The organism is Desulfovibrio piger, from assembly GCF_951793255.1.
Lineage (GTDB): Bacteria > Desulfobacterota > Desulfovibrionia > Desulfovibrionales > Desulfovibrionaceae > Desulfovibrio.
The window spans coordinates 1972538-1996328 of the sequence record NZ_OX636706.1; the positions used below are offsets into that span (position 1 = coordinate 1972538).

The following is a 23791-nucleotide window of genomic DNA, read 5'->3' on the forward strand; positions in this document are numbered from 1 at the left end:
CCCGCAAAGGGCGGCTTTTTTATGGTCTTCAGCCAGTTGAACGCCCGGGGCGCGCAACGGCAAAATATCCTCGCGGCGGGGCGCTGTTGCGGGGATGACGGCAGCTGCATCTGCCGGGCCGTCGTCCCGTATTACGGCTGGGCCGTAGTTCCTCACAGCCCCAGACGCTTGTAAATGGCCTTCATGTCCACATTCTGGCGCACCACGTCGGCCAGGCGGTCCAGCGAGGCTTCCAGATCGCAGCGCACCAGCTGGCGGCCCTGCGGCTTCAGGCCCACGTCCTGCCGCACATGGTCGAGCCAGGCACGGCGGAAGGCGTCGTCATCGAACAGACCGTGCAGATAAGTGGCCCAGCGACGGCCGCTCACATAGCCGCAGATGCGTTTTTCCGGAGCGCCTTGGCCCTCGCGCACGAAAAGGGGCAGGGCCGACGGACCGTGGCTGGTATGGCCGTGATGGATCTCGTAACCGCCGGTCATGGCCGGCAGCGGCGTGGCGGCGCGGCGCACGCTGACCAGCGTCTTGTCCGCAGCAAAGGTGGATTCCAGATCCATGAGCCCGAGGCCGGGCACGGAAGGCGCGGCGGATTCCAGCCCCAGCGGATCGAGGATGGCGCGCCCCAGCATCTGGAGCCCGCCGCAGATGCCCAGCAGCCAGCCGTCCCGGGCGGCATGGCGGCAGATGAGCTCGGCCAGGCCGTCGGCCCGCAGCGCGGCCAGGTCGGTGGCCACGCTCTTGGTACCGGGCAGGATGACCACATGAGGCTGCCCCCAGTCTTCGGCCCGGCGTACGGCCCGCAGGCGCACGTCCGGTTCGGCGGCCAGAGGCGTCATATCGGTGAAGTTGGACACATGCCGGGGCATGACCACGGCGATGTCGAGAATGCCGGGCGGGGGCGGTGTGGTGTCCGCCGCCTGCGACCAGGGGAAGCCCGCCATGTCTTCATCCGGGATATTGATGTCGCGCAGCCAGGGGATGACGCCCAGCACCGGGATGCCGGTGGCCTGCCGCACATAGGCATGGGCCGGTTCCAGAAAGGAAGCGTCGCCCCGGAACTTGTTGACGAGCCAGCCCGCCAGCAGGGAGCGCTCCTGCTGTTCCAGGGTCATCCAGGTGCCCAGCAGCGAGGCATAGACCCCGCCGCGGTCGATGTCGCCCACCAGCAGCACCGAGGCCTGCGCGTGGGCGGCCATGCGCATGTTGACGATGTCGTGCTGCTTGAGGTTCACCTCGCCTGGGCTGCCTGCCCCTTCCAAGACCATGACCTCGTGCCGGTCGGCCAGCGTGTCGTAGGCGTCGCGCACGGTCTGCCAGAGCCCGGCCTTGTAGCGGAAATATTCGCGGGCCTGCATGTGCCCCACGGGTTTGCCCAGGACGATGACCTGTGACCCGGTCTCCGAATGCGGTTTGAGCAGCACGGGATTCATGAGGGCCTCGGGATCGATGCGGGCCGCCTGGGCCTGGACGATCTGGGCGCGCCCCATCTCTTCGCCAAGGGCGGTCACCCCGGAGTTGAGGGACATGTTCTGGGCCTTGAACGGAGCCACGTCGTAGCCGTCCTGACGCAGGATGCGGCAGAAGGCGGCGGCCAGGATGCTCTTGCCCGCATCGGAGGACGTGCCCTGCAGCATGAGGGCGGGACGCCGGGAACGCGGGCGCGGCGGCACGGGCACGGACGGGTGCAGGATGCCGCGCAGGGCGTCGGCCAGCCGCTGATGGTCTTCTTCCAGCCGTACGGCGGCCCGGAACCAGCTGCCGTCTTCCATGCCGCGATAATTGGAGCAGTCGCGCACGGCGATGCCGTATTCCCGCAGCAGGCGGGCATACAGGTCCGCCGGGGCCTGTTCACAGCGGAACAGCACATAGTTGGCCAGCGAGGGGAAGATCGTGATGCCGGGCACGCCGCGCAGGCAGGCGCACAGATGCTCGCGGCGGCGGCGGTTCTCGTCCCGTGTCCGGTCGGCAAAGTCCGAGGTATCCGCCAGCACGGCCTGTGCGGCGGCCAGGGCAAAGGCATTGACGCTCCAGGCGGGCAGCTGTCTGCGCCATCGCCGTGCCCGTTCCGCCCGCGTGACCATATAGCCCAGGCGCACGCCGGGCACGGCATGGAACTTGGTCAGGGAGCGCAGCAGCACGGCATTGTCCGGCAGCTGCGTGATGAGGGAAGAGACGTCGTCGGGGCCCGCATAGGCGGCAAAGGCTTCGTCGATGATCCAGAGCAGGTCGGGGCGGGCCTCCAGCAGGTGGCGGCAGGAAGTGGGCGGCAGGAAAGATCCGGAAGGGTTGCCCGGATTGGCCAGCCAGACGGCTGCCCGGGCCGGGACGTCCGCCAGCAGGGAGAGCAGCTGCCGGAGCATGTCCTCGTCGCTGTCCCCGTCGCGGCGCACGCCGCAGTCCGGATGGCGTACCTCCAGCCCGGCCAGTCCGCAGGCCAGGGCGTATTCGCTGAAGGCCGGTTCGATCACGGCCGCGCAGGGAGTGCCGTCTTCCTTGAGGACACGGGCCAGCAGGTGGATGAGCTCGTTGGTGCCGTTACCGAACACGAAGCAGTCCGCAGGCAGGCCGTAGACGCGGGCGGCGGCCTCCATGGCCTCTTCCGCATGGGGGGAAGGATAGGCCGAGATATGGTCCAGGGCGCGACAAAGCGCCAGACGCAGGAATTCCGGCGCGCCTTCGGGACGGACGTTGACGCTGAAATCCAGCAGGCTGTCAGGGGCGCGCCCGGCCAGTGCGGCCATGCGCAGCCGGTCGCCGCCGTGTGCCTCAGGCTTCATGGGAGTCCTCCTCAAGGGTCGGTGACGGCATGGCCTTGCCGTGAAGGGCAAGGGCGGAAAGGATGCGGGCCGCGCAGTGCTCGGGACTGGTGCAACTGGTATCGATACGCAGCTCGCCGGGCAGGGGCGCGTGGATGTCCCGCGCCTGCCGGGCGGCATGGGGCCAGTCCGGCGTGCGGTCGGTACGGCCCTTTTCCCGGCGTTCCAGTTCGCCCAGTTCGCAGCAGACCTGCACGGGCAGGACGGGGATACCCCGCAGGCGCCGCCACAGGTCGGCTATCCAGTCCGGGCGCTCACCCAGCACATGGTCCACGATGACCCATGCCCCGGCGTGCGCGGCTTCGACCGTGGCCGCGTGCAGGATGGCGGTCAGGGGCAGGCCCGTGGCGGCCATGCCCTGCAGCAGGGCCCCCGGACGGCCGGGGCAGGCCCGCAGCAGATCGTCCATGGACAGGATGATGCTGTGGCGGCCGTGGTCGGCCAGCAGCTTTTCCTGCAGGGCGCGGGCCAGGGTGCTCTTGCCCGCACTGGAGGGGCCGTTGAGCAGGATAACCTGTCCGGCAGGACTGAGGGGGGCAGGAGCGGCAGGGGCCGTCTCCATGTCCATATTCCCGCCAGCGGCGGCATCGGCCAGACCGCCCCAGTAAAGATGCACATAGCCCGCCCGCACATTGCCGTGATGCACGCCCTCGGGACGGGTGCCCGTACGGTCCGTGACGTCATAGAGGGGCGCATAAGGCCGGTGCAGCTCGATGTGCGACCAGTGGAACTCGTGGCCCCGGCAGGTCTCCAGAGGCAGGCCCAGGGGCGCGCCCCCCGTGAAGCGGACATCGCGGTAACCCAGCGAGCGCAGGCCCTGGCCCATGCGGGCCGTGGCCTCCAGCACGCCGCACATGGGCCAGACGCGGCGCTCTCCATCCAGACCGTGCCCCTCGGCGGCGGCTTCCAGTCCGGCACACAGATACATGTAGCCGCCGCACTCGGCGTAGATCTCGCCGCCCGCGGCGGCGAAGTCCCTGATGGCGCTACGCATGGCCGTATTGGCGGACAGTTGGGCGGCAAAGGCTTCCGGGTAGCCGCCGCCCAGATACAGGGCGTCCGGCTGCGGCGGCAGGGCCGTATCCCGCAGGGGCGAGAAGGGGACGATCTCCCAGCCGCGGGCGCGCAGGGCGTCCTCGTTGGCGCGGTAATAAAAGCAAAACGCCTCGTCCCGGGCCACAGCCAGCCGCCGCTGCCGCTGTCCGGGGGCGGGCAGGGGCGGCCCCAGCGGCCGGGGCCGGCGCGTCAGAGCCAGCAGGCGGTCCAGATCCACATGATTTTCCGCCAGTTCCGCCAGACGATCCGTCCACACCGTATCGCAGTCGCTTTCAGCCGCGGGCAGCAGGCCCAGCTGCCGTTCGGGGATGCGGCAGGCCTCGTGGCGGGGCAGGGCGCCCAGCAGGGGCGGCAGCCCGGCCTTTTCCAGCGCCTGACGCAGAATATCCGCATGGCGCGGGCTGCCGGCATTGTTGGCGATGACGCCCGCCAGCCGGACGCCATGACGTGCCGCCTGTTGCTGGAAACCTTCCACCAGCGCCGTCAGCGAGGCGGCCATGCCCCGCACGTTGACCACCAGCAGCACGGGCAGGTGCAACACACGGGCACAATCCAGCGTGCTGCCGGAAAGGTCGTCCGGGGCGCGGCCGTCCAGCAGGCCCATGACACCCTCGCAGACAGCGGCGTCGGCTCCCTGCACGGCGGCCCGCCACTGGGCGCGCACACCGGCCTCGCCCATCATCCAGGTATCCAGATTGCAGGCCGGGCGACCGGTAGCCAGCGCATGGAAGGTGGGGTCGATGTAATCCGGCCCGCATTTGCAGCCCTGCACGGCAAGGCCCCGGCGGACAAGGGCCCGCATCAGGGCCACGGCCACGGCGGTCTTGCCCTCGCCGGAGCGGGGAGCGGCCAGACAAAAGGCGTGGAAGTCCCGCATCAGCGACCGTCCGCGGTGGACGCGGGGGCGTCCTTGTCCAGATATTTTTCCGCATAGCCGCGGGCTTCGAACAGCGCGCCCCGATCCGTGACCGTGCGTGCGCTGCCGATGAGCACCAGCGTGGACATATCCACGTCATCGGCGGGCAGGTCGGCCAGACGGCCGATCCAGCGCGTCTCTTCCGGGCGGCCGGCATGACGCACGAAGGCGCAGAGGATGTCACCGCCGCGGGCCTCGCGGAAGATGTCCAGGGCCTCGGCCAGCAGCCGGCGGCGCTTGCGTCCGGCAGGATTGTACAGGGTCACGGGCAGGGCCGACTGCGCCACGGCCCGCAGGTTGCGGCGCACTTCGTCAGCGGGCACCAGCAGGTCGGAGAGGCTGACCAGCGAAAAACCGTTCTGCAGGGGGGCCCCCAGCGCCGCGGCGGCCGTGCTGGCAGCCGTGATGCCGGGCAGCACCCGGATGGGCAGGTCGCGGAAGGCCTGTTCGCGGGCGCGCAGCTCGAACAGCAGCCCGGCCATGGCCAAAATGCCCGGGTCACCGGAGCAGACCATGCAGACCGTGGCCCCGGCAGCGGCAGCGGCCAGGGCGTCGCGGCAGCGTTCCACCTCGCCCTTCATGCCGGTCTCGATGAGGCGCTTGCCGTGGATGCGGTCGCGGATGAAATCCACATATTTGCTGTACCCGGCCACAGTATCGCAGCGGCGCAGGGCCGCATCCACTTCGGGCGTGAGCTGGGCGGGGTCGCCGGAGCCCAGGCCCACCACCAGCACCTCGCCGTGCGGGGACGAGGGGACCGCGGATGCCGTGGCAGCTGCCGGAGAGACCGCAGCAGGCGTGTCGTTTTCTTTCTCCGCTTCAGTCGGGCCGGTGATGCCCAGCCCGCCGGTGATGCGGGCCACGCGCCGGGTCAGACGGTCACCGGCATGATTCGGGCCGTCCAGCAGGCAGACGGCATGGCGGCCGCTCTCGGCGCAGCAGATGACGGCAGCGTCCCCGGTGGCGGCGGGCAGCAGGGGCAAGACCTGATGGGGCGTGCCCAGGATGATGTGGGCATCGAATCGGGGCAGGGCATCAGCCAGGGCAGCGGCCATGTCGGCCACGGGCTGCGGGGCAGGCTGCTGGTCATCGGCCGGGCAGGCGGCGAAGATCACGGGAGCGGGGGCGTCGCCCTGCGCCAGTGCGGCGGCCAGCGTACGCGCCTGGGCCAGTCCCGCCGGGCTGGCGGCATAGAGGGCGCAGGTGCCGTGGAAGGCCTCGTCGGGCAGGCTGTTGCGGTAGCCGTGGGAAAAAGAGCCGTCGTACAGGCGTGAGACCGTCGCGGAAGCAGCCAGGGCACGACCCACCAAAATAAGGGACTGCCGCCGGAAGCCAGCTTCTTCCACCTTGCGGGCCAGATCGGACACCGTGCCGCGCACGACCTGCTCGTCAGGCCAGGAGGCGCGGTAGACGGCTGCGGCGGGCGTATCCGGCGCAAGACCGCCCGCATCCTGCAGTTCCGCCATCAGATCGGCCACTTTGCCCGTACTGAGGAAAAAGGCCAGCGTGGCCCCCGTGCGGGCAAAAGCGGCGGCCTGCTCGCCAGCAGGCATGGGCGTGCGGCCGGGCGTACGGGTCAGGACGACGCTCTGGGCCGTTTCCGGGCCGGTCAGCTCGCAGCCCAGGGCCGCGGCGGCGGCGAACACGCTGCTCACGCCGGGGGTGATGCGCACGGTGATGCCCCGTTGGGCCAGCCCCCGGATCTGTTCGTCGATGGCGCCGTAAAGGGCGGGATCACCGGTGTGCAGGCGCACCACGCGCTTGCCCGCCAGCGCGGTCTCGCTCATGACGGCCACCTGTTCCGCCAGATCCATGGAGGCACTGTCCCGGCAAAGGCAGTCCGGGCGGCAGTGGCGCAGCAGGGCAGGAGCCACCAGCGAACCGGCATAGACCACCAGATCGGCTTGCTGCAGGGCCCGCAGGCCGCGCACGGTGATGAGGTCTTCCGCACCGGGACCGGCGCCGACGATTTCCACAAAGGGCATGTTCATGGGCAAACTCACAGGGGGAGGTAAGGGGCTCCGGCCGCAGGGCGGTCAGGGCCTGTCGATGAAATAGCGCAGGCCGATGTCCGGGGCCTGTCCGTCAGAAGAAGTGTCTTCCGGGCTGTCGGTCGTGCCGTCGTCCGGGGGCGGCAGAGGGGCCGCCACCGTGCCGGGAGCGTGCCGCAGGCTTTCCTTGAACAGGAAGGCGCCGTCAAAGTCGAAGACCAGCAGATGCAGGGACGGCACGCCGGGAGCCCGGCGGGAAAAGTGTTCCAGGGCCGCCCGGGCCAGCCCATGCAGCACGGGCAGGCGCCCGGCTTCGGGAATGGAGAGCAGGGCCTCGCGCACGGACGCACTGTGATGCAGAGCCTCGTGCAGGGCGGTCTCTCCGGGCAGGCAGGCCTGCACCTGACGGCGCAGCAGGGCCATGTCCTGTTCCACCTGATGGGCGTGGGTGTTGGCGAAGCCGGCGGCATACTTGCAGAGCTTGCCCGCCATGCAGGCCACGACCACCTCCTGCATCCGGTGACGGGCGGCGATGCCCAGACTGTCGGCGATGAAATCCCCGATGCAGACGAAAGCGCTTTCCGGCCAGTGGGGCAGCTGGCGGCGGGCTCCCGCCTGGGTGCGGCCGCCGGTACAGAAGACCATCTCGCGGCCGCCGCTGCGTTGCCGGGCCCGTACGCACAGGCGCACGGTCTCCACATAGGCGGCGTGGCTGTAAGGCCGCACCAGACCCGTGCTGCCCAGGATGGAGATGCCGCCTTCCACGCCCAGCCGGGGATTGAGGGTGTGGCGGGCCAGCTCCGCGCCGTTCTCCACACCCAGCTCCAGCAGCCAGCAGCCGCCGGTCATACCCGCGCGGGCCAGGTTCTCGGCCAGCAGGCGACGCGGACCGCCGGTGACGGCCCATTTGCCGGGCGGGCAGTCCAAGCCCTGTCGGGTACAGCGGCCGATACCTTCCACGGCACGCAAAATGAGCACCGCTGCGCCTGCGTCGAGGCGATGGTCCTCCGGCCGGGCATCCTCGGGCGCGCAGGTGGAAAGCCGGGCAAAGAGCACCGCACCATGCGTGCAGTCGGGATCGTCGCCGCCGTCCTTGACCATCTCGGCCATGCGGCCCGGAGCGGGCGGCCGCATGGGCAGGAGGCGCTCCTTGCCGTCGCCGAACAGCACGGGCACCACGGCCGGTGGCGTGCCCGTCCGCAGGGACTGCCAGCAGGCCACGGCCAGCGCGGCCGCGCAGGCGCCGGTGGAATAGCCCCAGCGCAGGGACGTGTGGTCTTTGCGGCCCATGGCGGTCTAGGCGCTCTCCATGATGGCGTGCAGGGTGGTGACGGCCAGGGCGCTGCCGCCGCGGCGGCCTTCCAGCACGATCTGGGGCACAGGGCAGCGGGCCAGGAGCTCCTTGGATTCCACCACGTTGACGAAACCCACGGGCATGCCCACCACCAGGGCCGGGCGGACGCCTTCTTCAAGGATATAGCGGGCGATGCGGGCCAGGGCCAGGGGCGCATTGCCGATGAGCACGATGCCGCCATCCAGCAGGGGACGGGCTTTTTCGGCGCTGCACAGGGCGCGGGTATGGCCTTCGGTGCGGGCCCGCTCCACCACATCGGGATCCGTGATGTAGCAGTGCAGGTCTTCAGGCCCGTAGCCCGGATGGAGCGTGCGCAGTTTGGGCAGGGACAGGCCGGAGCGCAGCATCTGGGAATCACAGAAGATGGGGGCCTTGCGGCGCAGGGCGGCCAGTCCGGCGGCCACCGGATCGTGGCGGAAGACAAGGGTGTCCGCGATGTGCATGTCCGCCGTGGTGTGGATAAGGCGGCGTGCCACGCGCCAGTGCGGGGCGGACAGGGTACGGTGCAGGTCGCATTCGGCTTCGATGCGGCGGAAGCTCTCCTGCTCGATCTCTGCGGGGCTCATGTTCCAGCGAATCGTTTCCATGGGATATCCTGCTGAACAGCAGTCAGAAAGGTCGGGAAAATCGCGACAAGAATGCAGAAAATCGGCGTGCTGTGCAAGAGGGGAAGTGGCGGGCCGGATGGGACCGCAGCTGGAGCAGGGCATGCCGGCGCAGTGGGGAAGGCAGGCAGGGAACGGCTGTTGCTGCTGGCGGGACAGGTGAGGAGAGAGCGGACGCGGACAGCCGGAGCGGAGGGAGGCCGAAGGCTGCCCGCCGGGGCCGTGGGCCGGGAGACAGGCAAACGCCAGAGCCCAGAAGACAGGCTGCAACACACTGGCCGGTCAGGATGTCGGACAGGGCGGGCGATGAAAATATCAGCCCAGCAGGCTCTCCCGTACTTCCGTCTGCTGGCGGCAGCGCAGAAGGTTGGCGCGCACCGCCTGCTCCGAACGGTTGGCGTAGCAATAGACGCAGAAGTGCGGGCAGCTGTCATAGGCGCCGATGTCCTTGCTGGGGATGCAGCCGCAGGCCGTGCGCTGGCCCGTATCCTTGGACGCGCTGGCGGCCGTCTCCATGCCGGGCAGGAGGGAGAGCTGCCGGCGGGGTGCCAGCTCGGCCTGCACCAGCGCATCCTGCGGGCACAGGCGGCGGATGAGGGCATCGTCGATACATTTGTTTTTATGGATGCCCAGGGCACTCAGGTCGATGCCTTCGGCGCAGGTGGCCAGCTCCAGCCGGTGCGGCCAACCGGCGTTCAGGGTCGCGATGCCCCGGGCCAGCTCCCGCATCTCGTCCACCGTGGGCGCGCGGTAGGCCGGATTGAGCCTTTGCAGGGCAGCGGCGGTCTTGTGGTACATGTCCACGAAGCTGAAGACGAGCTTTTCCGTATAGGGGGAAAGCTCACGCCCCAGCCGGTCGATACGTTCCAGCAGGGCATCCGTACTCAAGCGGCCGCCCACGATGAGGGGATCGCAACGCCAGATGACCCGCTGCGGGCCTATGGTGTCCGCCAGCCGCTTGAACGTCTCCAGACGGCGGCACAGGGAGGGCAGGCCGGGCTCCAGCCCCTCGGCCTCGTAGGCATTGAGGGTGTACTGGAAGTAGAATTGCCGGCCTGTGGCCGCGATCTCCGCCAGATGCGGCAGGAAGGGCGCGGGATGCTTGCTCCAGAAGACGAAAACACGCGTGCGGGCAAAGGAGATGAGGCTCTCCTGACGACTATTGAAGGGATTGCGCCGACGGCAAAAGCCCGCCCGCAGCCGGGCCATGAACCACTCCCCGTAGAAGGCGGGGATGTCCGTGGCCCGGCTGGCGGAGATGACGAGGGGGGAGTGGGAGAAGTGGGACATGGAACGGAGCCCCGGGGAAAAGGTGTGCGAGATGGACTGCTGCTGTTTATGCTTTGAGAGGAAACGCGATAGGGAATTTTTGAAAGGCAGGCTGTCCGGCACGTGGGGTACGGCAGTGCAATCGTACCTTGCGTAGCTGCGTCATGAGACCTCGAGAGCGTAGAACCCCACACAAATAAAACTCCATCTTTCTCCTTTAAGGCTCGTTGCGCTGAGTAGACACAAAGGGATTTTCTGCGTCTACTCAGAGGTGCGAGAAGAGCTAATTAAGTGAAACTATAGTTATATAGAATTGAAAAAATTTATTCTTTCTTTTTATATGTTGCGATTTCATCTTTTAAGGGAAGCATGGATGTATAAAGTTTATGGAATGCGATACCTATAGCGCCCGTGTAAAGATTCATTTTGACAGGGGTATATCCAGAAGAGAGGATATGTGGTTCTGAAATGTCAGGATAGGGGTCAAGATAGACGATTTCTTTGATACCGAACTGATATGCTTTTTTAGCACAGAGGACACAGGGAGAGGCAGAGGTAAAAAGGATACCGCCGTAAATTTGATTGTTCCCATGCTTCGCGACTTGCAAAAAGGCATTCTCTTCTGCATGGAGAGCCCGCGTGTGAACTTGGTTTTTGTCTCCATCAGCTTTTGATTTTATAGATTTGAAGCAATATAGTTTCGGCAGAGCTGATTGCTCGAATGCCTTATTGTTTTGAAAATGACTTTTATCATATTTTTTGATTTCTGTAATAAATTTATCTGTATTTTTTTCATACTGACTGTAGGCGACATCATCTTCTGTCTCTTGCAATGCATCAACATTTCGAAGATAGCAAGGAACCTGTCCCCGTGGTACGCAGTTCCAACCTATCGCCAGTGGTTCGCATTGGCTATCGCTGACAACAGCGCCAACATTTCGGGAGAGGCAACCAGAGCGTGTAGCGGCTGTGACCGCAATTTGCATGAGCATCTCATAACTTGAAGGCTTTACAAGGCCTGGGTGTTGTATCAGGCTGACCATCCTTGTTAACTGGTATCGCATATGTCCAGATTCTTTCGTGGCACTTTTCTTTTTTTCAGAGTTATTGATGTAAAAGTCAGCCATAGATATGCACACCTTTATATTTTGTCCAAAAAAAGTATTTTGATTTTCGAAAAAATCTTCTTTTGGATTTTCTTTGTCATCAATCTGTTTTATTTGGGTGCGCGTAAAATCTGCATTAAGAAGTCTATCTTCACGTTCTTTATCGTTACAGTTTATAGCAATAAGGTAAAAAGAGGCATATTTTTCTCGAAAGAAATGTGCTTCCATCGGGTTACGGATAGCGTCAATGACAAAATAGCTTTTATTATTATAGGTGTTGTTTTTATTATCAATTCGACGTATTACCTTTATAAGAATATTAATACGTTGGGGGATCGAAAAAATAAATTCATTTAGGTCTGTTGAATCTTTAAATGCACAGCCAGACTTTCTGATATTGTCACCAATTTTTTGAAGTATTTTTGTATAGGTATCCTGAGGATAATGTTTGCTTATCGTATCTTGGAAGGCAGCAGAGAACGTAGTAATATGCTTTGTAATATAACTAAGGAGATTTTTGTCTTCGGCTGCTTTGTTTATTTTTTCAAGCGAGATATTATTTATGCATCGATTCTTTTCAAAAAACTCTTCATATATTTCTTTAAGTTCTGAAATATCAACTTCGAATTTGTTTTTTAGATAAGTAGACGCTTCAAAATATGAAGCTTCTAAAATGAAAGTTGATATAATATCTTTAATTTTAATGTGGTAAAATCCATGCCAATGCTTTTGTGCAAAGTTCTTTATTATATTGTATTCACGTTGTTCTATCCTTTCTTCAAAATCTATATCAAGATTTTCGATATCAGGGATTTTATTAGCAAGAATCTTTGCCGCAGTCGTACAACCGCTCCCAGTTCTTCCTGTTAGACCAATGATGATAAAATTTTCTCTGAGTTCGAAAATTTGATTAGCATAACAATACATAATAAAATCTCCTCTATAAAAGTATTGTAGAAGTAATCTGCAAGTTTTCTCTGTGCTTACGGTAAAACTGCCTTTTATCAAAGACACGTTTCCTTTTCCCGCCTTTTTTCCAGCGCCTCCTGCCAGATGCTTTCCTTGAGCAGGGTACGGATGAAGGCCAGGGTATCCGGGTTGCGGATCAGGTCAAGGAAGGCCGCGCTGTGCATGGCTGTCTCTCCGGCGCCCGCCATGAAGGCCGTATCGTAGACCATCTCCCAGGTAGCGCGGTTGTCCTTGTCGGCAAGGCCCACGATGCGTGCATCGCTGGCAAGAACATGCTTTTGCAGGGCCCGGAAATTCTCCACCTGGTCCCCGGCGTTGAATTGCGTGCCGAAGCGCTGGTTTATCTTTTCCACGATGCTGGAGAGGCTGTCGAATTCCTTTTGGGCCGGGGCGCCGGCATCGCCCTTGATGGCGGCGTAACCTTTTTCCGACGGCGTGAGGGGGATGCTGGCCTCGCCGGTCTTGACCAGTTTGTAGTATTCCAGGTCTATCTGCCCGTCGAGGTTGACCAGACCGTCGTTTTCGGCGGGCAGGGCGGCGGCCAGCTGTTTGGCGAAGAGGGAATAGATGTGCATTTCCTCATCGAACATGCGGCAGATCTGGGTGATGAAGTTGTACAGGCGCACAAAGCGGAACAGGCCGGTACGGAAGGCGCGGCGGTCTTCCTCTTCCAGCGCGGCCACCCGGGCCGGCACCGGGGCCAGCGTGGCGGTGGCCCCGGCCAGGGCGCTTTGGCCATCTTTGGCGCGGGGATCGCGCAGGGCCTTGCCGAAGGCCTCCACCTGTTCCGGGCCGTAGACGCGGAAATCATCCAGGCGGTGGCGGATGTCGTAGACCAGGTTGGGGTCGGTCTCCTCTTCCAGCAGGGTGGCCTCGTAGAAGGGAGCGAAGGACTTTTGCATGTCCTCGGCGCTGTTCACGAAGTCCAGCACGAAGGTATCTTCCTTGCCGGGGGCGGTGCGGTTGAGGCGCGAGAGGGTCTGCACGGCCTTGACGCCACTGAGCTGCTTGTCCACGAACATGGTGTGGAGCAGGGGCTCGTCAAAGCCGGTCTGGTATTTTTCGGCCACGATGAGGATGTTGAACTCTCCGGCAAAATGTGCGGGCAGCTCTTTTTCGGATATCCTGAAGCCGTGGGTCTCCTTGTTGAGGCCCTCTTCCGTATAGGTCACAGCCACGCCATCCACCGTGTCGCGGACCTCGCCGGAAAAGGCCACCAGGGCCCGCACGCCGTTGATGCGGCCCTCGCGGATCTGGCGGGTGAACTCCTGCATGTAGCGCACGGCGTGCAGGCGTGAGGGCGTGACCAGCATGGCCTTGGCCCTGCCGCCCATCTTGCGGGCCGTGACCGTGCGGAAGTGGTCCAGCATGACGGCCGTTTTCTGGGCGATGTTGTGCGGGTGCAGGCTTTCGAAGCGCATGGCGGCGCGGGCCGCGGCCGAAGTATTGTAGCGCGGGTCCCCGGCCCCTTTTTGCAGCAGTTTGAAATAGGCGTGATAGGTGGTGTAGTTGCGCAGCACGTCGAGGATGAAGCGTTCTTCGATGGCCTGACGCATGGAGTAGATGTGGAAGGCACGGAAGCGGCCGTCAGGCAACTGGCGGCCAAAAAGCTGCAGGGTTTTGTCCTTGGGCGTGGCCGTGAAGGCGAAGAAGGAAAGGTTGTGGTGCCGCCCCTGGGCGGCCAGCTCCTGCCAGAGGGCATCGTCCTTTTTGTCCTGCCCGGCCTCGGCCTCGTCTTCCAGTGCGGCGTATTCGGCCAGGGCGGCGTCGGTATCGGCCAGCGCCGTTTTGAGGGTGAGGGCGGCCCGGCCCGTCTGGGAGGAGTGGGCCTCGTCCACGATAACGGCAAAATTGCGCTGCCCGTGGCGCACCTCGCGGAAGATGACCGGGAATTTTTGCAGGGTGGTGACGATGATGGCCGCGCCCTCGTTGATGGCATCGCGCAACTGGGCGGAATCCTTGCTGATGGCGCGGACAAGGCCGTCCGTCTGTTCGAACTGGAGGATGGTGTCCCGTAGCTGCCTGTCCAGCACGCGGCGGTCCGTGACCACGATGACGGACTGGAATATCTTACCTTCCTGCGCGTCATGCAGGCCGCTGAGGCGGTGGGCCAGCCAGGCGATGGAATTGGATTTGCCGCTGCCCGCGCTGTGCTGGATCAGGTACTGTTGCCCCGGGCCATGAGCGCGGATGTCATCCAGCAGCTTGTGCAGCACGTCCCACTGGTGATAGCGCGGGAAGATGAGGCGTTCCCTGACCGTGACCTTGCCGGTGGCGGGGTCTTTTTTTTCGGTCTTTTCCAGATGCAGGAACTTGTGCAGAAGCTCCAGCAGGGCATCCCGGCACAGCACCCGCTGCCACAGGTAGGCCGTGGGGTAGCCGCCGTCCGGGGCCGGAGGGTTGCCCGCGCCGCCCACTTCGCCCGCGCCGTTGCCGCCCTGGTCGAAGGGCAGGAAAAAGGTCTTTTGCCGCTCCAGGCGGGTGGTCATTTTGACGTGGAAGGGGTCCACGGCAAAGCAGGTGAGCACGCGGCGCTTGAAGCTGAAAAACAGGTCGTCCGGCGAGCGGTCCTGCCGGAACTGGCGCACGGCGTCCTCCACGGTCTGGCCGGTGAACGGGTTTTTCAGCTCCAGGCAGATGACGGGGATGCCGTTGAGCAGCAGGGCCACGTCCACGCTGTTCTCGTGGGCCGGGCTGTAGCGCAGCTGGCGTGTGCAGTGCAGGATATTGCTTTGGTAGCGCCGCACGCTTTCGGGATTGAGGCCGGTCTCCGGCTTCCAGAAGACCACGCGGAAGCGCGTGCCCAGCACGGAAAAGCCGTAGCGCAGCACGTCCAGCAGGGAGCGGCGGCGCACCTCCTCGCAAAAGCGGTCCACAAAGCTTTGTTCCGCCTTGCCGGGGTTCTTGAACTGGTGCATCTTCCAGGCTTTGGGCTGGCTGGTACGCACAAAGTCCAGCAGGGTTTGCACGTCCAGGGCCCGCGTGCGGTCAAAGCGCGCCGGGTCGCCCGGCCGGTAGCCGCCGTGGGTGCAGAGCCAGGCGCAGATATCGTCCTCGAAGTTGCGTTCCTTCATCTGTTCCAGCATGAGGGCACCTCCCGCTTGCCGGTGACACATTCAAAGATCAGGCTTTTTTTGTACTCCGCCAGCTTGTCCAGCAGGGCCTGCTTTTCTTCCAGCAGGGCGTCGATACGCGCACACTTTTTGTCGAGGTAGGCGGCGATGCGCTCCTGTTCGGGAAGGGGGGGGAGAGTAACAGGAATACTCGCGATTGTTTTTGAATTTAAATTATTCATTGTTGTACCGACAGATGAATATTCAAGAAAATATGCTACAAATTTTGCTTGTAAATAATATATTAAATAGTATTGATTGATATCTTTTTTTATACTTGCTTTTAGGCATCCTGTTCCACAGATAAATCCTTCATGCTGTTTTTCTACTAATGCACATCTTCCCATTTCTCCTCTGCGCGCAAAAATTATTTCTCCAGTATATAAAATATGCCTTTTAAGCCTTGATACGGTATTAGAATCTAATGTGCATTTGTAATTTGCTTCTATCCTAAAGTTGTTGATATTTGATGGATTGATTAAAGGTGTTTGGTTTTCAACATAGTCTTCAGCGTGAAGTTGGCTACCAAAAGGCCCGGTAGAAATTTCAGAACACAAAGTCATTAGTCTAGTGCATTCCCACCCCGCCGGAATCTGGCCTATCCACGGCACGCCGCTGTCCTTGAGGGGGACGTCCGGGTCCAGGCCTTTGGTGACAGTCTCGGTGATGCAGGAGAGCTTGTAGGCGCGCAGTTTTTCCATGCTCTGGCGGGTCATGTCCAGGCATTGGTCGATATAGGCGCACTTGGCATCGAGGTAATCGGCGATGCGCTGTTGCTCCGCAAGGGGAGGAACAAGTAAAGGCAGTCGTGAGAGCTCTGCAAATTTTAAATTTTGTCGAACACCATTTCCCATAACATAAAATACTTTTAATTCGTCATAGCAATGTAACAAATAATGAAAAAAAACATTTTCTGTATTAACACTTTCCAATGCAATATATGCAGATGTTATAATTCCTCTCTCTATGACTAGCCCAGTGCGAAGGCTTGTCTTATCATTCTGTAAATCAGTCAACCTGAGTATAATATTTGATTTATCTACAATATTATATGTTTCAAAGCTTTCTGGGAGAAGACCCATATTGGTTTCTGTATTGCGTCTGATGATTTTTCCATAACTTAAAGATAATATATTTGTTTCTTTTAAATTGTAATTTTTCTGTTTTCTTTCTTTAAAAATGCTGAATAGAGGTGATATTTCCCACCCTTCGGGAATCTCGCCGATCCATTCTATGCCGCTGTCTTTCATCAAAAATTCCTTTGTGGGTTGAGACCTCCCCCTTCCGGGGGAAAAGAGACGTTGACAAGACGGCGAAGCCGAGGAGATCCTTTTCCGTACCCCCTCCCTTCAGGGAGGGGCGATCCGCACGACCCCTATCCGTCGGCCGCGGAGGCGGTAGCCGTTGCCCGCACCAGCGGGCTTACGGATAGCGACAGCGCTTTCATGGGCTGTCTTGCCGCGTAACACATTGCTGTCTTTATCCGTAGCTTCCTGCGTCGCAACGGCTAAAGCTCAGTCGGCGGAGGGGGCGACTGTGGATTGAAACATCTGTCGCATGGTGTGTCCTTGTAAAGCGCGCTGGGGGAGGGTCCCCTCCCCCGCGCATCTTCCCGCCTTTCCCTTTTCCTGTTCCTAGTCCTCGTCCCCGAACAGGGCGGCCAGGCTTTCGCCCAGACGCAGCTCCAGCTCGTGGAGTTCCACAGCCAGCTCGGCGGCAGGGCGGGGCGGCGTGTATTCATAAAAATAGCGGGTGAAGGGGATCTCGTAGCCGACCTTGCTCTTGCTCTCGTCGATCCAGGCATCGGGGGCAAAGGGCAGCACCTCGCGGGCAAAGTAGGCCTGTATGTCTTCCTTGAGCGGCACGTTCTCGGTATCGCGGCGGGAGGCGTCGGCCTTGGGCTTGCCGGGTTTGCGGCCCCGCTTTTTGGGGGCATCGGCGGGGGCGGCCGGGGCGTCCTCCGTGCCGGAGGCGGGCAGGGCGGGGCGCTCCACGGTGATCCTGGTGTAGCCGAAGTCGGCCACGTCAAAGATCTTGCTCAGGGGGCTTTCGGCAAAGTCGCCATACAGGCGGCAGATCTCGGCGATGGCCTCCTGGGGGATGTCGTTGCGCTTGTTGCCCAGGGCCTTGCGGCGCTTTTCGTACAGGCCGGAAGCATTGATAAGCTGCACCTTGCCGCGCCGGGCTTCGGGCTTGTTCTTGCAGAGCAGCCAGATATAGGTGGCGATGCCGGTATTGTAAAAAATGTCGTTGGGCAGGGCGATGATGGCGTCGAGGTAGTCGTTTTCGAGGATGTAGCGGCGTATCTCGGAGGGGCCGCTGCCCGCATCGCCGGTGAAGAGGGGCGAGCCGTTCTGGATGATGGCCGCGCGGCCTTCGGGCTTGAGGCGCGCCACGGCCGTCTGGAGGAAGAGCATCTGGCTGTCCGAGATGCTGGGCAGGCCGGCGCCAAAGCGGCCTTCGGGCCGGGCGGCCTCGCGTTCCACGGCGGCTTTTTCGTTTTTCCATTCGCGGCCGAAAGGCGGGTTGGACAGCACATAGTCAAAGGTCTGGCCCGGGAACTGGTCGTCGGAGAGGGTGTTGCCCAGCTTGATGTAGTCGGCATCCTGCCCCTTGATGAGCATGTCCGCCTTGCAGATGGCGAAGGTCTCGTCATTGATCTCCTGCCCGCACAGGAGCAGGCTCGCCGCGCTGTTGCAGTGGTGGATGTGCTCCTCGGCCACGGAGAGCATGCCGCCCGTGCCGCAGGCGGGGTCATAGATGGTCGTAGTGGGGCCCGTACCGGCCAGAGTGGCGTTGTCGTGGGTGAGCAGCAGGTTGACCATCAGCTCGATGACCTCGCGCGGGGTGTAGTGCTGCCCGGCGTCCTCGTTGTGCGCTTCGGAAAAGCGGCGGATGAGTTCTTCGAAGATGTAGCCCATCTCCAGATTGGAGACGCGGGAGGGGTGCAGATCGGCCTTGCTGGTGGTGAATTCCTTGAGCACCATGTAGAGCACGTTCTTCTCGGCCATGGTGGTGAGGTGCGGCCCAAAAGGTTTGAAGCGCTCCAGTATCTGGCGCACGTTGGGGGAAAAGGCGTTGCAGTAGGCCCGGAAGTTAGGCTCCAGATCATCGGGGGCGTCCAGCAGTCGCGTGAAGGTGAAGGGGCTGGTGTTGTAGAATTTGTGCCCCGCAGCATTGCACAGCCTGTTTTCTTCCAGGGGCGTGCCCGCAAAGAGCTGCGCCGCCTGCAGCACCATTTCCTTGGTGGGCTCCAGCACGCTGTCGAAACGGCGGATGACGGTGAGGGGCAGGATGACTTCACCATACTGGTGCGGCTTGAACACGCCGGTGAGCTTGTCGGCTATGGCCCAGATAAGGTTGGCTTTTTCGGCAACGGTGGCGGCAAGGGACATGAAGGGATGCTCCGGTAAGAGTGGGATACAGGTTATTCGATGACCGGAGTATAAAGGCTGGGCAAGAGCGTGACAAGGGAGGCGGAGAAAGGCGAGGGGAGGCAGATACGAAACAAGGCACCTGCATCACTGCAAGTGCCTTGTTTTTTTGACTCCCAAAGGGATTTTGCTGTCGACGGCGTGAAAGGTGCCGGGCAAACCCGGCGTTGACTTCCTCTTTACGTCGATCCTGCCTCAAAAAGCAACGTCAGACGAGCCTTTCGGGGCAGCCAACAGTTATGAACGGTATCTTCTCGGTGGCCGGGTGGGGGGATGTCGGCAAAAACCGGGGAGTGGGATGGGATTTGATGCCATGCCCCCGGCGGCAGCGAGCCGCGAACATCCCCTTTGTACCCGGAACTAGAATTCCACCCGCAAGCCTGCGCTCACGCTCCAGGGGGTGGAAGCCTTTTGCCCGTCTTCGCGTTCGAATTCGGCATAGATCCGGGCGTTGCTTGCGAATTGCAGGTCAAAGCCCGCGCCGTAATAGCCGCGCGTACCACGCAAGTCATTGGTGAACTTGATGCCGTTGACCGTGACTTTCTGGTCCCCCATGAACTCGTGGCGCACACCGCCCTTGAGATAGGGCTGGAAGTAGCGGCTGTTGTCCAGATCCCACTTTTTGCCCACCACCAGGCCGGCGCGACCGGTAAGGGCATGGGCATCATCCTGATCCACGTCCATGCCGTTGCTGGTGGTGAAGTCCATGCCTTTTATCCAGTACCAGGAAAGCTGCAGCTGCGGCTCGATGAACAGGCCGTTATCAAAGCGGAACATGCGTCCCACTTCCTGGCTGATGCCTCCCGCATAGCTGTGGTAGGAGCCGTGGACCGGCGTGCCGTCCAGCATACGGGTCTTCAGGTTCTGATCGTACCAGTCCCAGCTCAGCACGGTGTCCGCGTACCAGCCTTCGGCATGCTGCCAGGTGGCGTATGCCGCGATGCCGTAGGAACGGTTGTCGCCGGAGGCGCCATGCAGGCCGTCGACACGCTGGTGGGCCCTGCTGATCTGGCCACGCAGACCCAGCAGCCACTTGTTGTTTTCATCCTGCTCCAGCAGGCGGTCGTAACCGAAGGACGTGCCGTAGACATTCTGGCTGAGATCAGTGCCGCCCAGACCGGAAAGACGGTTCTCTTCGGTGAAGCCGCGTACCCACAGGCCGTCCGTGCCGTTGCCGTAACGTATTTCGCCCAGGCGTTCACGCAGATCGGAGAGGTGGCTCATGTGCATGGCATAGGCAGAGCTCATACCCGAAAGCCCCAAAGCCATTTCACCGGTAGGAGAAAATCCCTCCGTCCGGGCAAGATACCATTCCCTGCCGTCGTTCCTTTCGCTCGTTTCCAGGGCATAGCTATGGAGACCTATGTCGATCATCTCCCGCCCGTTGACGTTTTTTCCTCCTTTCAGGGAAAAGGCGCTTGCGGCCGCTCCAACCCCTTGCTCCGCCCTTGCCAGATAACTTTTGGTCTGTACCTGTACGGGTTCCGCGCCGCTTGCCTTCACATACAAGTTGTATGCGCCGGACAGGGACTCGGTAACAAGGACGCTGTCGGAAATATCCGCTTCCATATCGGTACGCAGATAAAAATCTCCGGCCCCGGAAAGATGACTGATCTTCAGTTCGGCAGGCGCGTCCGTCTGGGACAGGACGAGCGGGGACGGCGCAAAGCCGGTCCCGGCGTTCCATTGCCCCTGATTGCTGCCCACATAGACGCGGGAGCCATTCAGGGCCAGCTTCGTCAGATTGCCGGCGTATCTGCCATCGGCCTCCTTCGTGAGCTGGTTGGAGGAAACCATTTCCCAGACGGCATTTTTGCCGAAAGACAGATCAAGATCGCCAAGGCTGCGTGCCCAGCCCCGCAGGTTGCCGCCATCCTGGATGGCGGCGCGCACGGTGGCGCTGCCGGTCGCCGCTTCCATGTCGCCTTCTATGGTCGAAGCCTTGTCCACCGTGATCGAGTTCGGTCTGTCCCCCTCGACATACAGCGAGTAGACTTTTTTGCCAGGGGCCGCGGCCGTGGCCGTGATGGCGGTCGTGCCCTTCAAGCCGATATCGCCCGAAGCGCTGTAGGCCGCTATGGCGGTATCGCCATGTGACCGTGCCTCGATGACGCCATTGGTCAGTTCGATCGAAGCCGCCTGGTCACTACCGGCTTGTCCCCGGGCACGGACGCCGTAGGCATCCCTGCCTTCCACACTTATCCGCGTCGTGGCTTTGGCGTCGCCATAGGTGATCTTGCTGGTGGGGAAGGCGTCCATGCCGCTGGCAATAGCCGTCGAAACGACGGTGATGTCGCCACCGGTCTTGGTAATGCTACCGCCATCTTTGGCATACAGTCCGATGGCTCCGCCATCTCCATTACTTGAAGCTGTGACGGACCCTCCGCGCATGGTGATGGAGGACTTGCCTACCGCCAGGATGCCGCCAACGGTCGAGTTGGATCTGTCGGCATGGGTGGTGACGTCGATATCGCCGGTGGCCGTGAAGTTCGCATGGGTAGTCCGTATGCCATATGCCGACCTGCCGAGGCCTGAGCTCATGACCGTTCCTCCGGCCATGCGCATGTCGGTATTTTCAAGCTGGATGCCGGAGGCCCATCCACCTTGCGCACGGATATCGAGAGTGCCGGCTGTGATGTCATGCCTGCCACTGGTTGGACTGGTGACGATGCCGATTGCAGAGCCCGCAAAAGTGCCCTCGTGATCGACGGCTGCTACGCGGATGGAGGCATCCTTCATCGCCAGGGTCGATGCGGTGAAAAGATGGATCCCGGCAGCCCCGGACTTGTCAGGGGTACTATTGATCTCGCGTACGGATATGTCGGCGTCATTCATCGTCAGCGTACTATTTTTATCGCCATAGATGCCATTTACTTTTCGGGAAAAAACGTCTCCGTTATGAGTAGCCGAAACATCTACTCTTATTCTGTTGCTCGTGACGTTGAACGTACTGTTGTCTGAAAAATAGATTCCGACAGTTCTGGGATCAGAGAGCTTTTTACTCGATTCCGCCGATAATACGATAGAATCTGCACCTAAAGTCACAGAGCTGTTATTCTGGCTCATGGCACCAAAAGCTTCGGCGATCCCGTTTTTGGAGTGCGCTGATGATACGATAGTTCCACCATGAACAGATACGGAACTATTTACATCACTATAAATACCAACACTTCAGGATGATCCGTTTTCCGTCACTGCCGTAGAGGAAATGTCGAGTGGCGCCAGATTGACTGTCAGCCGGTTGCCTGAGCTGCTTTGGGCGAATACCCCAAGGGAGAGGGCACTTTGTTTTCCTATGGCTGTCGCCTCAGCACGCGTGATCGTACTCGGAACACTGTAAGTTGCAGATGTCTCAGCCTTAATGCCTGAAGCAACTGCATTTTCAGATGTATCTGTCACGGAAACTGTCGTACCTGGAGTTGATGTGGATGTCACATTATATCCAACGGCATTGCTGAATGCTTCTCCATCGGTTACGCCCATAACCAGAATAGCCGCAACAGCCAGTGAACCGAACGTATTGATGAGATGGCATTTTTTTAAAACCGATCTGTACCGGTTCACCAAATTCCCCATGGCTCTTTTTGTCATTGTTACTCCTCCTTTACCTTTTGGCTTTTTTCATTCCCGCCGTGGGAGATTGGGAATAAAAAAAGGACGCATGGAGCAGCTGGGCCGTCCCATGACGTCAGAATCTTTTTTCTTACATGAAAAGTATGTTATAGGGAATACAAGAAAATAATTATGCCTTTACATATTTATGGCTTTTTTACTTTGGATATGGCGGGAGTGATGGTTTGGTGCAGGGCAGATGCATACACATGTCCTGCAGGTACATTGGGAGGCGCATCCGTAGAACTCGGAAACGCAAGGCAGGAGGCTGGCGGGAGACCGGTGTCGCCGTGGACAGGGGGGGTAAACGTTTACAGGCAGCGCTTGTCCGCCGAAAAGGTATTTTGGGGAGGAGGATCCTTGAGGCCGCGTACGCAGTGGGAGGGAGATAGCACGCCTCTTCCAGACTGCTCAGCAGCGGCTGAAAAGGCTTTTGAAAAAGGAAGGCGATCGAAAAGAAAAAAAGCGCAGAACTTACTTTCAAAAGCACGTTCTACGCTTGATCTCTTGTTGGCGTCCCCAAGGGGATTTGAACCCCTGTCGACGGCGTGAAAGGCCGTTGTCCATCTTTCGATATCCTACTTCATTGCACGATCTGCCGAAAAAAGGGAGATCGTATGACCCTGAACGAAGCTTTTGATCTCTATCAGCAGCTCGTCCTGTCGTCTTCGACACACAAAGCAATAACAACAGAAACGGGGCGTTGGCAACACCATATTGCCCCTTTTCTCGGGAATTTTCCTCTTGAGGAGATCAGGAACCTTCAAATCATACAATTAAAGCGGAAGGTTGAGATGAAAAATCTTAGCCCTCAATCCGTATATCACTGTCTGTCCCTGGTGCGCAGGGTTCTCCGTCGCGCCGTGGAGTGGGAACTGTATCCAGGCCCCGTGCCCGTCTTCAGGATGCCCCAATTCGATAATCGCCGTCTCAGGTTCCTTTCGGAACCGGAGGCGGCCTTTTTGCTGCAAACCTTGGGGACACGCTCCGAGTTGTGGCGGGACATCGCTGTCTTTGCCTTGCATACCGGGATGCGTGCCAGTGAAATATACCATTTGATGCCATCACATGTTGACATCAATCATAGATTTGTCCGCGTATACGACACTAAAAATTCTCTGAATAGAAGCATACCTCTTAATGAAGAATCTTTTAAAATCGTTTTAAAATACATACATGAATCACATACTTTATATCCTCTTTTTACAGCAGGGGGAATTTCTCCAGAGCAGCATTACGGAATTTTTCGTAGTGCAGTAAAATCATGTGGATTCAACAAAGGTATTAAAGACAGGCGTGACCGGGTGTGCTTCCATACGTTGCGCCACACATTTGCATCATGGCTTGTGCAGCGGGGGTGCCCCCTCGCTATGGTTGGGAGCCTCCTTGGGCATAAGGATATAAAAATGACCATGAGATACGCCCACCTTGTTCCAGAGTACGGAATTTCGGCGGTGGCAGCCCTGCCACACTTCAGGTACTTTTAGCAAGATTGGTCAGCTTTTGTATTCTCTTAAAAACTGTTGTCAGCTTTTACAAACTCTTAAAAATCA

13 protein-coding genes are annotated in these 23791 nt (G+C 60.4%); 1 reads left to right on the forward strand and 12 read right to left on the reverse strand.

Translation table 11 applies throughout. From position 1 onward, the window contains the following. Positions 1 to 152: 152 nt before the first annotated feature. The 12 genes from Q4I12_RS08715 to Q4I12_RS08770 form a co-directional block, all read right to left on the reverse strand. Positions 153 to 2774 carry a cobyric acid synthase gene (locus Q4I12_RS08715; protein ID WP_302261340.1) on the reverse strand — a complete coding sequence of 874 codons (2622 nt, stop codon included), beginning with the start codon at positions 2772 to 2774 and terminating at the stop codon, positions 153 to 155. After that, on the reverse strand, positions 2764 to 4746 hold the full coding sequence (locus Q4I12_RS08720; protein WP_302261341.1) for a cobyrinic acid a,c-diamide synthase CobB: 1983 nt from the start codon (positions 4744 to 4746) through the stop codon (positions 2764 to 2766). The genes Q4I12_RS08715 and Q4I12_RS08720 overlap by 11 nt, the downstream gene beginning before the upstream one ends. Next, positions 4746 to 6776 carry a precorrin-4 C(11)-methyltransferase gene (gene cobM / locus Q4I12_RS08725; RefSeq protein ID WP_302261342.1) on the reverse strand — a complete coding sequence of 677 codons (2031 nt, stop codon included), beginning with the start codon at positions 6774 to 6776 and terminating at the stop codon, positions 4746 to 4748. Before cobM ends, Q4I12_RS08720 begins: the two co-directional genes overlap by 1 nt. Before the next feature lie 45 nt (positions 6777 to 6821). Further along, positions 6822 to 8066 (reverse strand): cobalt-precorrin-5B (C(1))-methyltransferase CbiD, encoded by a 1245-nt coding sequence (cbiD, locus tag Q4I12_RS08730; protein ID WP_302261343.1) that lies wholly within the window; start codon positions 8064 to 8066, stop codon positions 6822 to 6824. A 6-nt stretch (positions 8067 to 8072) separates the two neighbouring features. After that, positions 8073 to 8717 carry a precorrin-8X methylmutase gene (locus Q4I12_RS08735; protein ID WP_302261344.1) on the reverse strand — a complete coding sequence of 215 codons (645 nt, stop codon included), beginning with the start codon at positions 8715 to 8717 and terminating at the stop codon, positions 8073 to 8075. Between the two features lie 333 nt (positions 8718 to 9050). Further along, on the reverse strand, positions 9051 to 10025 hold the full coding sequence (locus tag Q4I12_RS08740; protein WP_302261345.1) for a DUF1848 domain-containing protein: 975 nt from the start codon (positions 10023 to 10025) through the stop codon (positions 9051 to 9053). Between the two features lie 302 nt (positions 10026 to 10327). Further along, a complete protein-coding gene (locus Q4I12_RS08745) occupies positions 10328 to 12037 on the reverse strand; it encodes a hypothetical protein (protein WP_302261346.1) in 1710 nt (569 codons plus the stop codon). A 77-nt stretch (positions 12038 to 12114) separates the two neighbouring features. Next, entirely contained in the window at positions 12115 to 15165 is a 3051-nt protein-coding gene (locus Q4I12_RS08750) for a type I restriction endonuclease subunit R (RefSeq protein ID WP_302261347.1), read from the reverse strand. Beyond that, the gene (locus tag Q4I12_RS08755) at positions 15150 to 16442 is read right to left on the reverse strand and encodes a restriction endonuclease subunit S (RefSeq protein ID WP_302261348.1); all 1293 of its coding nucleotides are present in this window, start codon (positions 16440 to 16442) and stop codon (positions 15150 to 15152) included. The genes Q4I12_RS08750 and Q4I12_RS08755 overlap by 16 nt, the downstream gene beginning before the upstream one ends. A 384-nt stretch (positions 16443 to 16826) precedes the next feature. Further along, positions 16827 to 18587, reverse strand: coding sequence for a type I restriction-modification system subunit M (locus Q4I12_RS08760; protein ID WP_302261349.1), 1761 nt, complete (start codon positions 18585 to 18587; stop codon positions 16827 to 16829). A 399-nt stretch (positions 18588 to 18986) separates the two neighbouring features. Further along, complete coding sequence (locus Q4I12_RS08765; RefSeq protein WP_302261350.1) at positions 18987 to 21167, reverse strand: autotransporter outer membrane beta-barrel domain-containing protein; 2181 nt, start codon at positions 21165 to 21167, stop codon at positions 18987 to 18989. A gap of 630 nt (positions 21168 to 21797) precedes the next feature. Beyond that, entirely contained in the window at positions 21798 to 22217 is a 420-nt protein-coding gene (locus tag Q4I12_RS08770) for a hypothetical protein (protein ID WP_302261351.1), read from the reverse strand. A 638-nt stretch (positions 22218 to 22855) separates the two neighbouring features. Here Q4I12_RS08770 and Q4I12_RS08775 point away from each other — a divergent pair. Next, positions 22856 to 23725: a tyrosine-type recombinase/integrase gene (locus Q4I12_RS08775; protein ID WP_302261352.1), complete on the forward strand. Its 870-nt coding sequence runs from the start codon at positions 22856 to 22858 to the stop codon at positions 23723 to 23725. The last annotated feature ends 66 nt before the right edge of the window (positions 23726 to 23791 follow it).

What these genes read in the sequence shown, in the direction of transcription:
- Q4I12_RS08715 (WP_302261340.1), bottom strand. Translation starts at nt 2,774, where the DNA reads ATGAAGCCTGAGGCACACGGCGGCGACCGGCTGCGCATGGCCGCACTG.
- Q4I12_RS08720 (WP_302261341.1), bottom strand. Translation starts at nt 4,746, where the DNA reads ATGCGGGACTTCCACGCCTTTTGTCTGGCCGCTCCCCGCTCCGGCGAG.
- cobM (WP_302261342.1), bottom strand. Translation starts at nt 6,776, where the DNA reads ATGAACATGCCCTTTGTGGAAATCGTCGGCGCCGGTCCCGGTGCGGAA.
- cbiD (WP_302261343.1), bottom strand. Translation starts at nt 8,066, where the DNA reads ATGGGCCGCAAAGACCACACGTCCCTGCGCTGGGGCTATTCCACCGGC.
- Q4I12_RS08735 (WP_302261344.1), bottom strand. Translation starts at nt 8,717, where the DNA reads ATGGAAACGATTCGCTGGAACATGAGCCCCGCAGAGATCGAGCAGGAG.
- Q4I12_RS08740 (WP_302261345.1), bottom strand. Translation starts at nt 10,025, where the DNA reads ATGTCCCACTTCTCCCACTCCCCCCTCGTCATCTCCGCCAGCCGGGCC.
- Q4I12_RS08745 (WP_302261346.1), bottom strand. Translation starts at nt 12,037, where the DNA reads ATGTATTGTTATGCTAATCAAATTTTCGAACTCAGAGAAAATTTTATC.
- Q4I12_RS08750 (WP_302261347.1), bottom strand. Translation starts at nt 15,165, where the DNA reads ATGCTGGAACAGATGAAGGAACGCAACTTCGAGGACGATATCTGCGCC.
- Q4I12_RS08755 (WP_302261348.1), bottom strand. Translation starts at nt 16,442, where the DNA reads ATGAAAGACAGCGGCATAGAATGGATCGGCGAGATTCCCGAAGGGTGG.
- Q4I12_RS08760 (WP_302261349.1), bottom strand. Translation starts at nt 18,587, where the DNA reads ATGTCCCTTGCCGCCACCGTTGCCGAAAAAGCCAACCTTATCTGGGCC.
- Q4I12_RS08765 (WP_302261350.1), bottom strand. Translation starts at nt 21,167, where the DNA reads ATGAGCTCAGGCCTCGGCAGGTCGGCATATGGCATACGGACTACCCAT.
- Q4I12_RS08770 (WP_302261351.1), bottom strand. Translation starts at nt 22,217, where the DNA reads ATGACAAAAAGAGCCATGGGGAATTTGGTGAACCGGTACAGATCGGTT.
- Q4I12_RS08775 (WP_302261352.1), top strand. Translation starts at nt 22,856, where the DNA reads ATGACCCTGAACGAAGCTTTTGATCTCTATCAGCAGCTCGTCCTGTCG.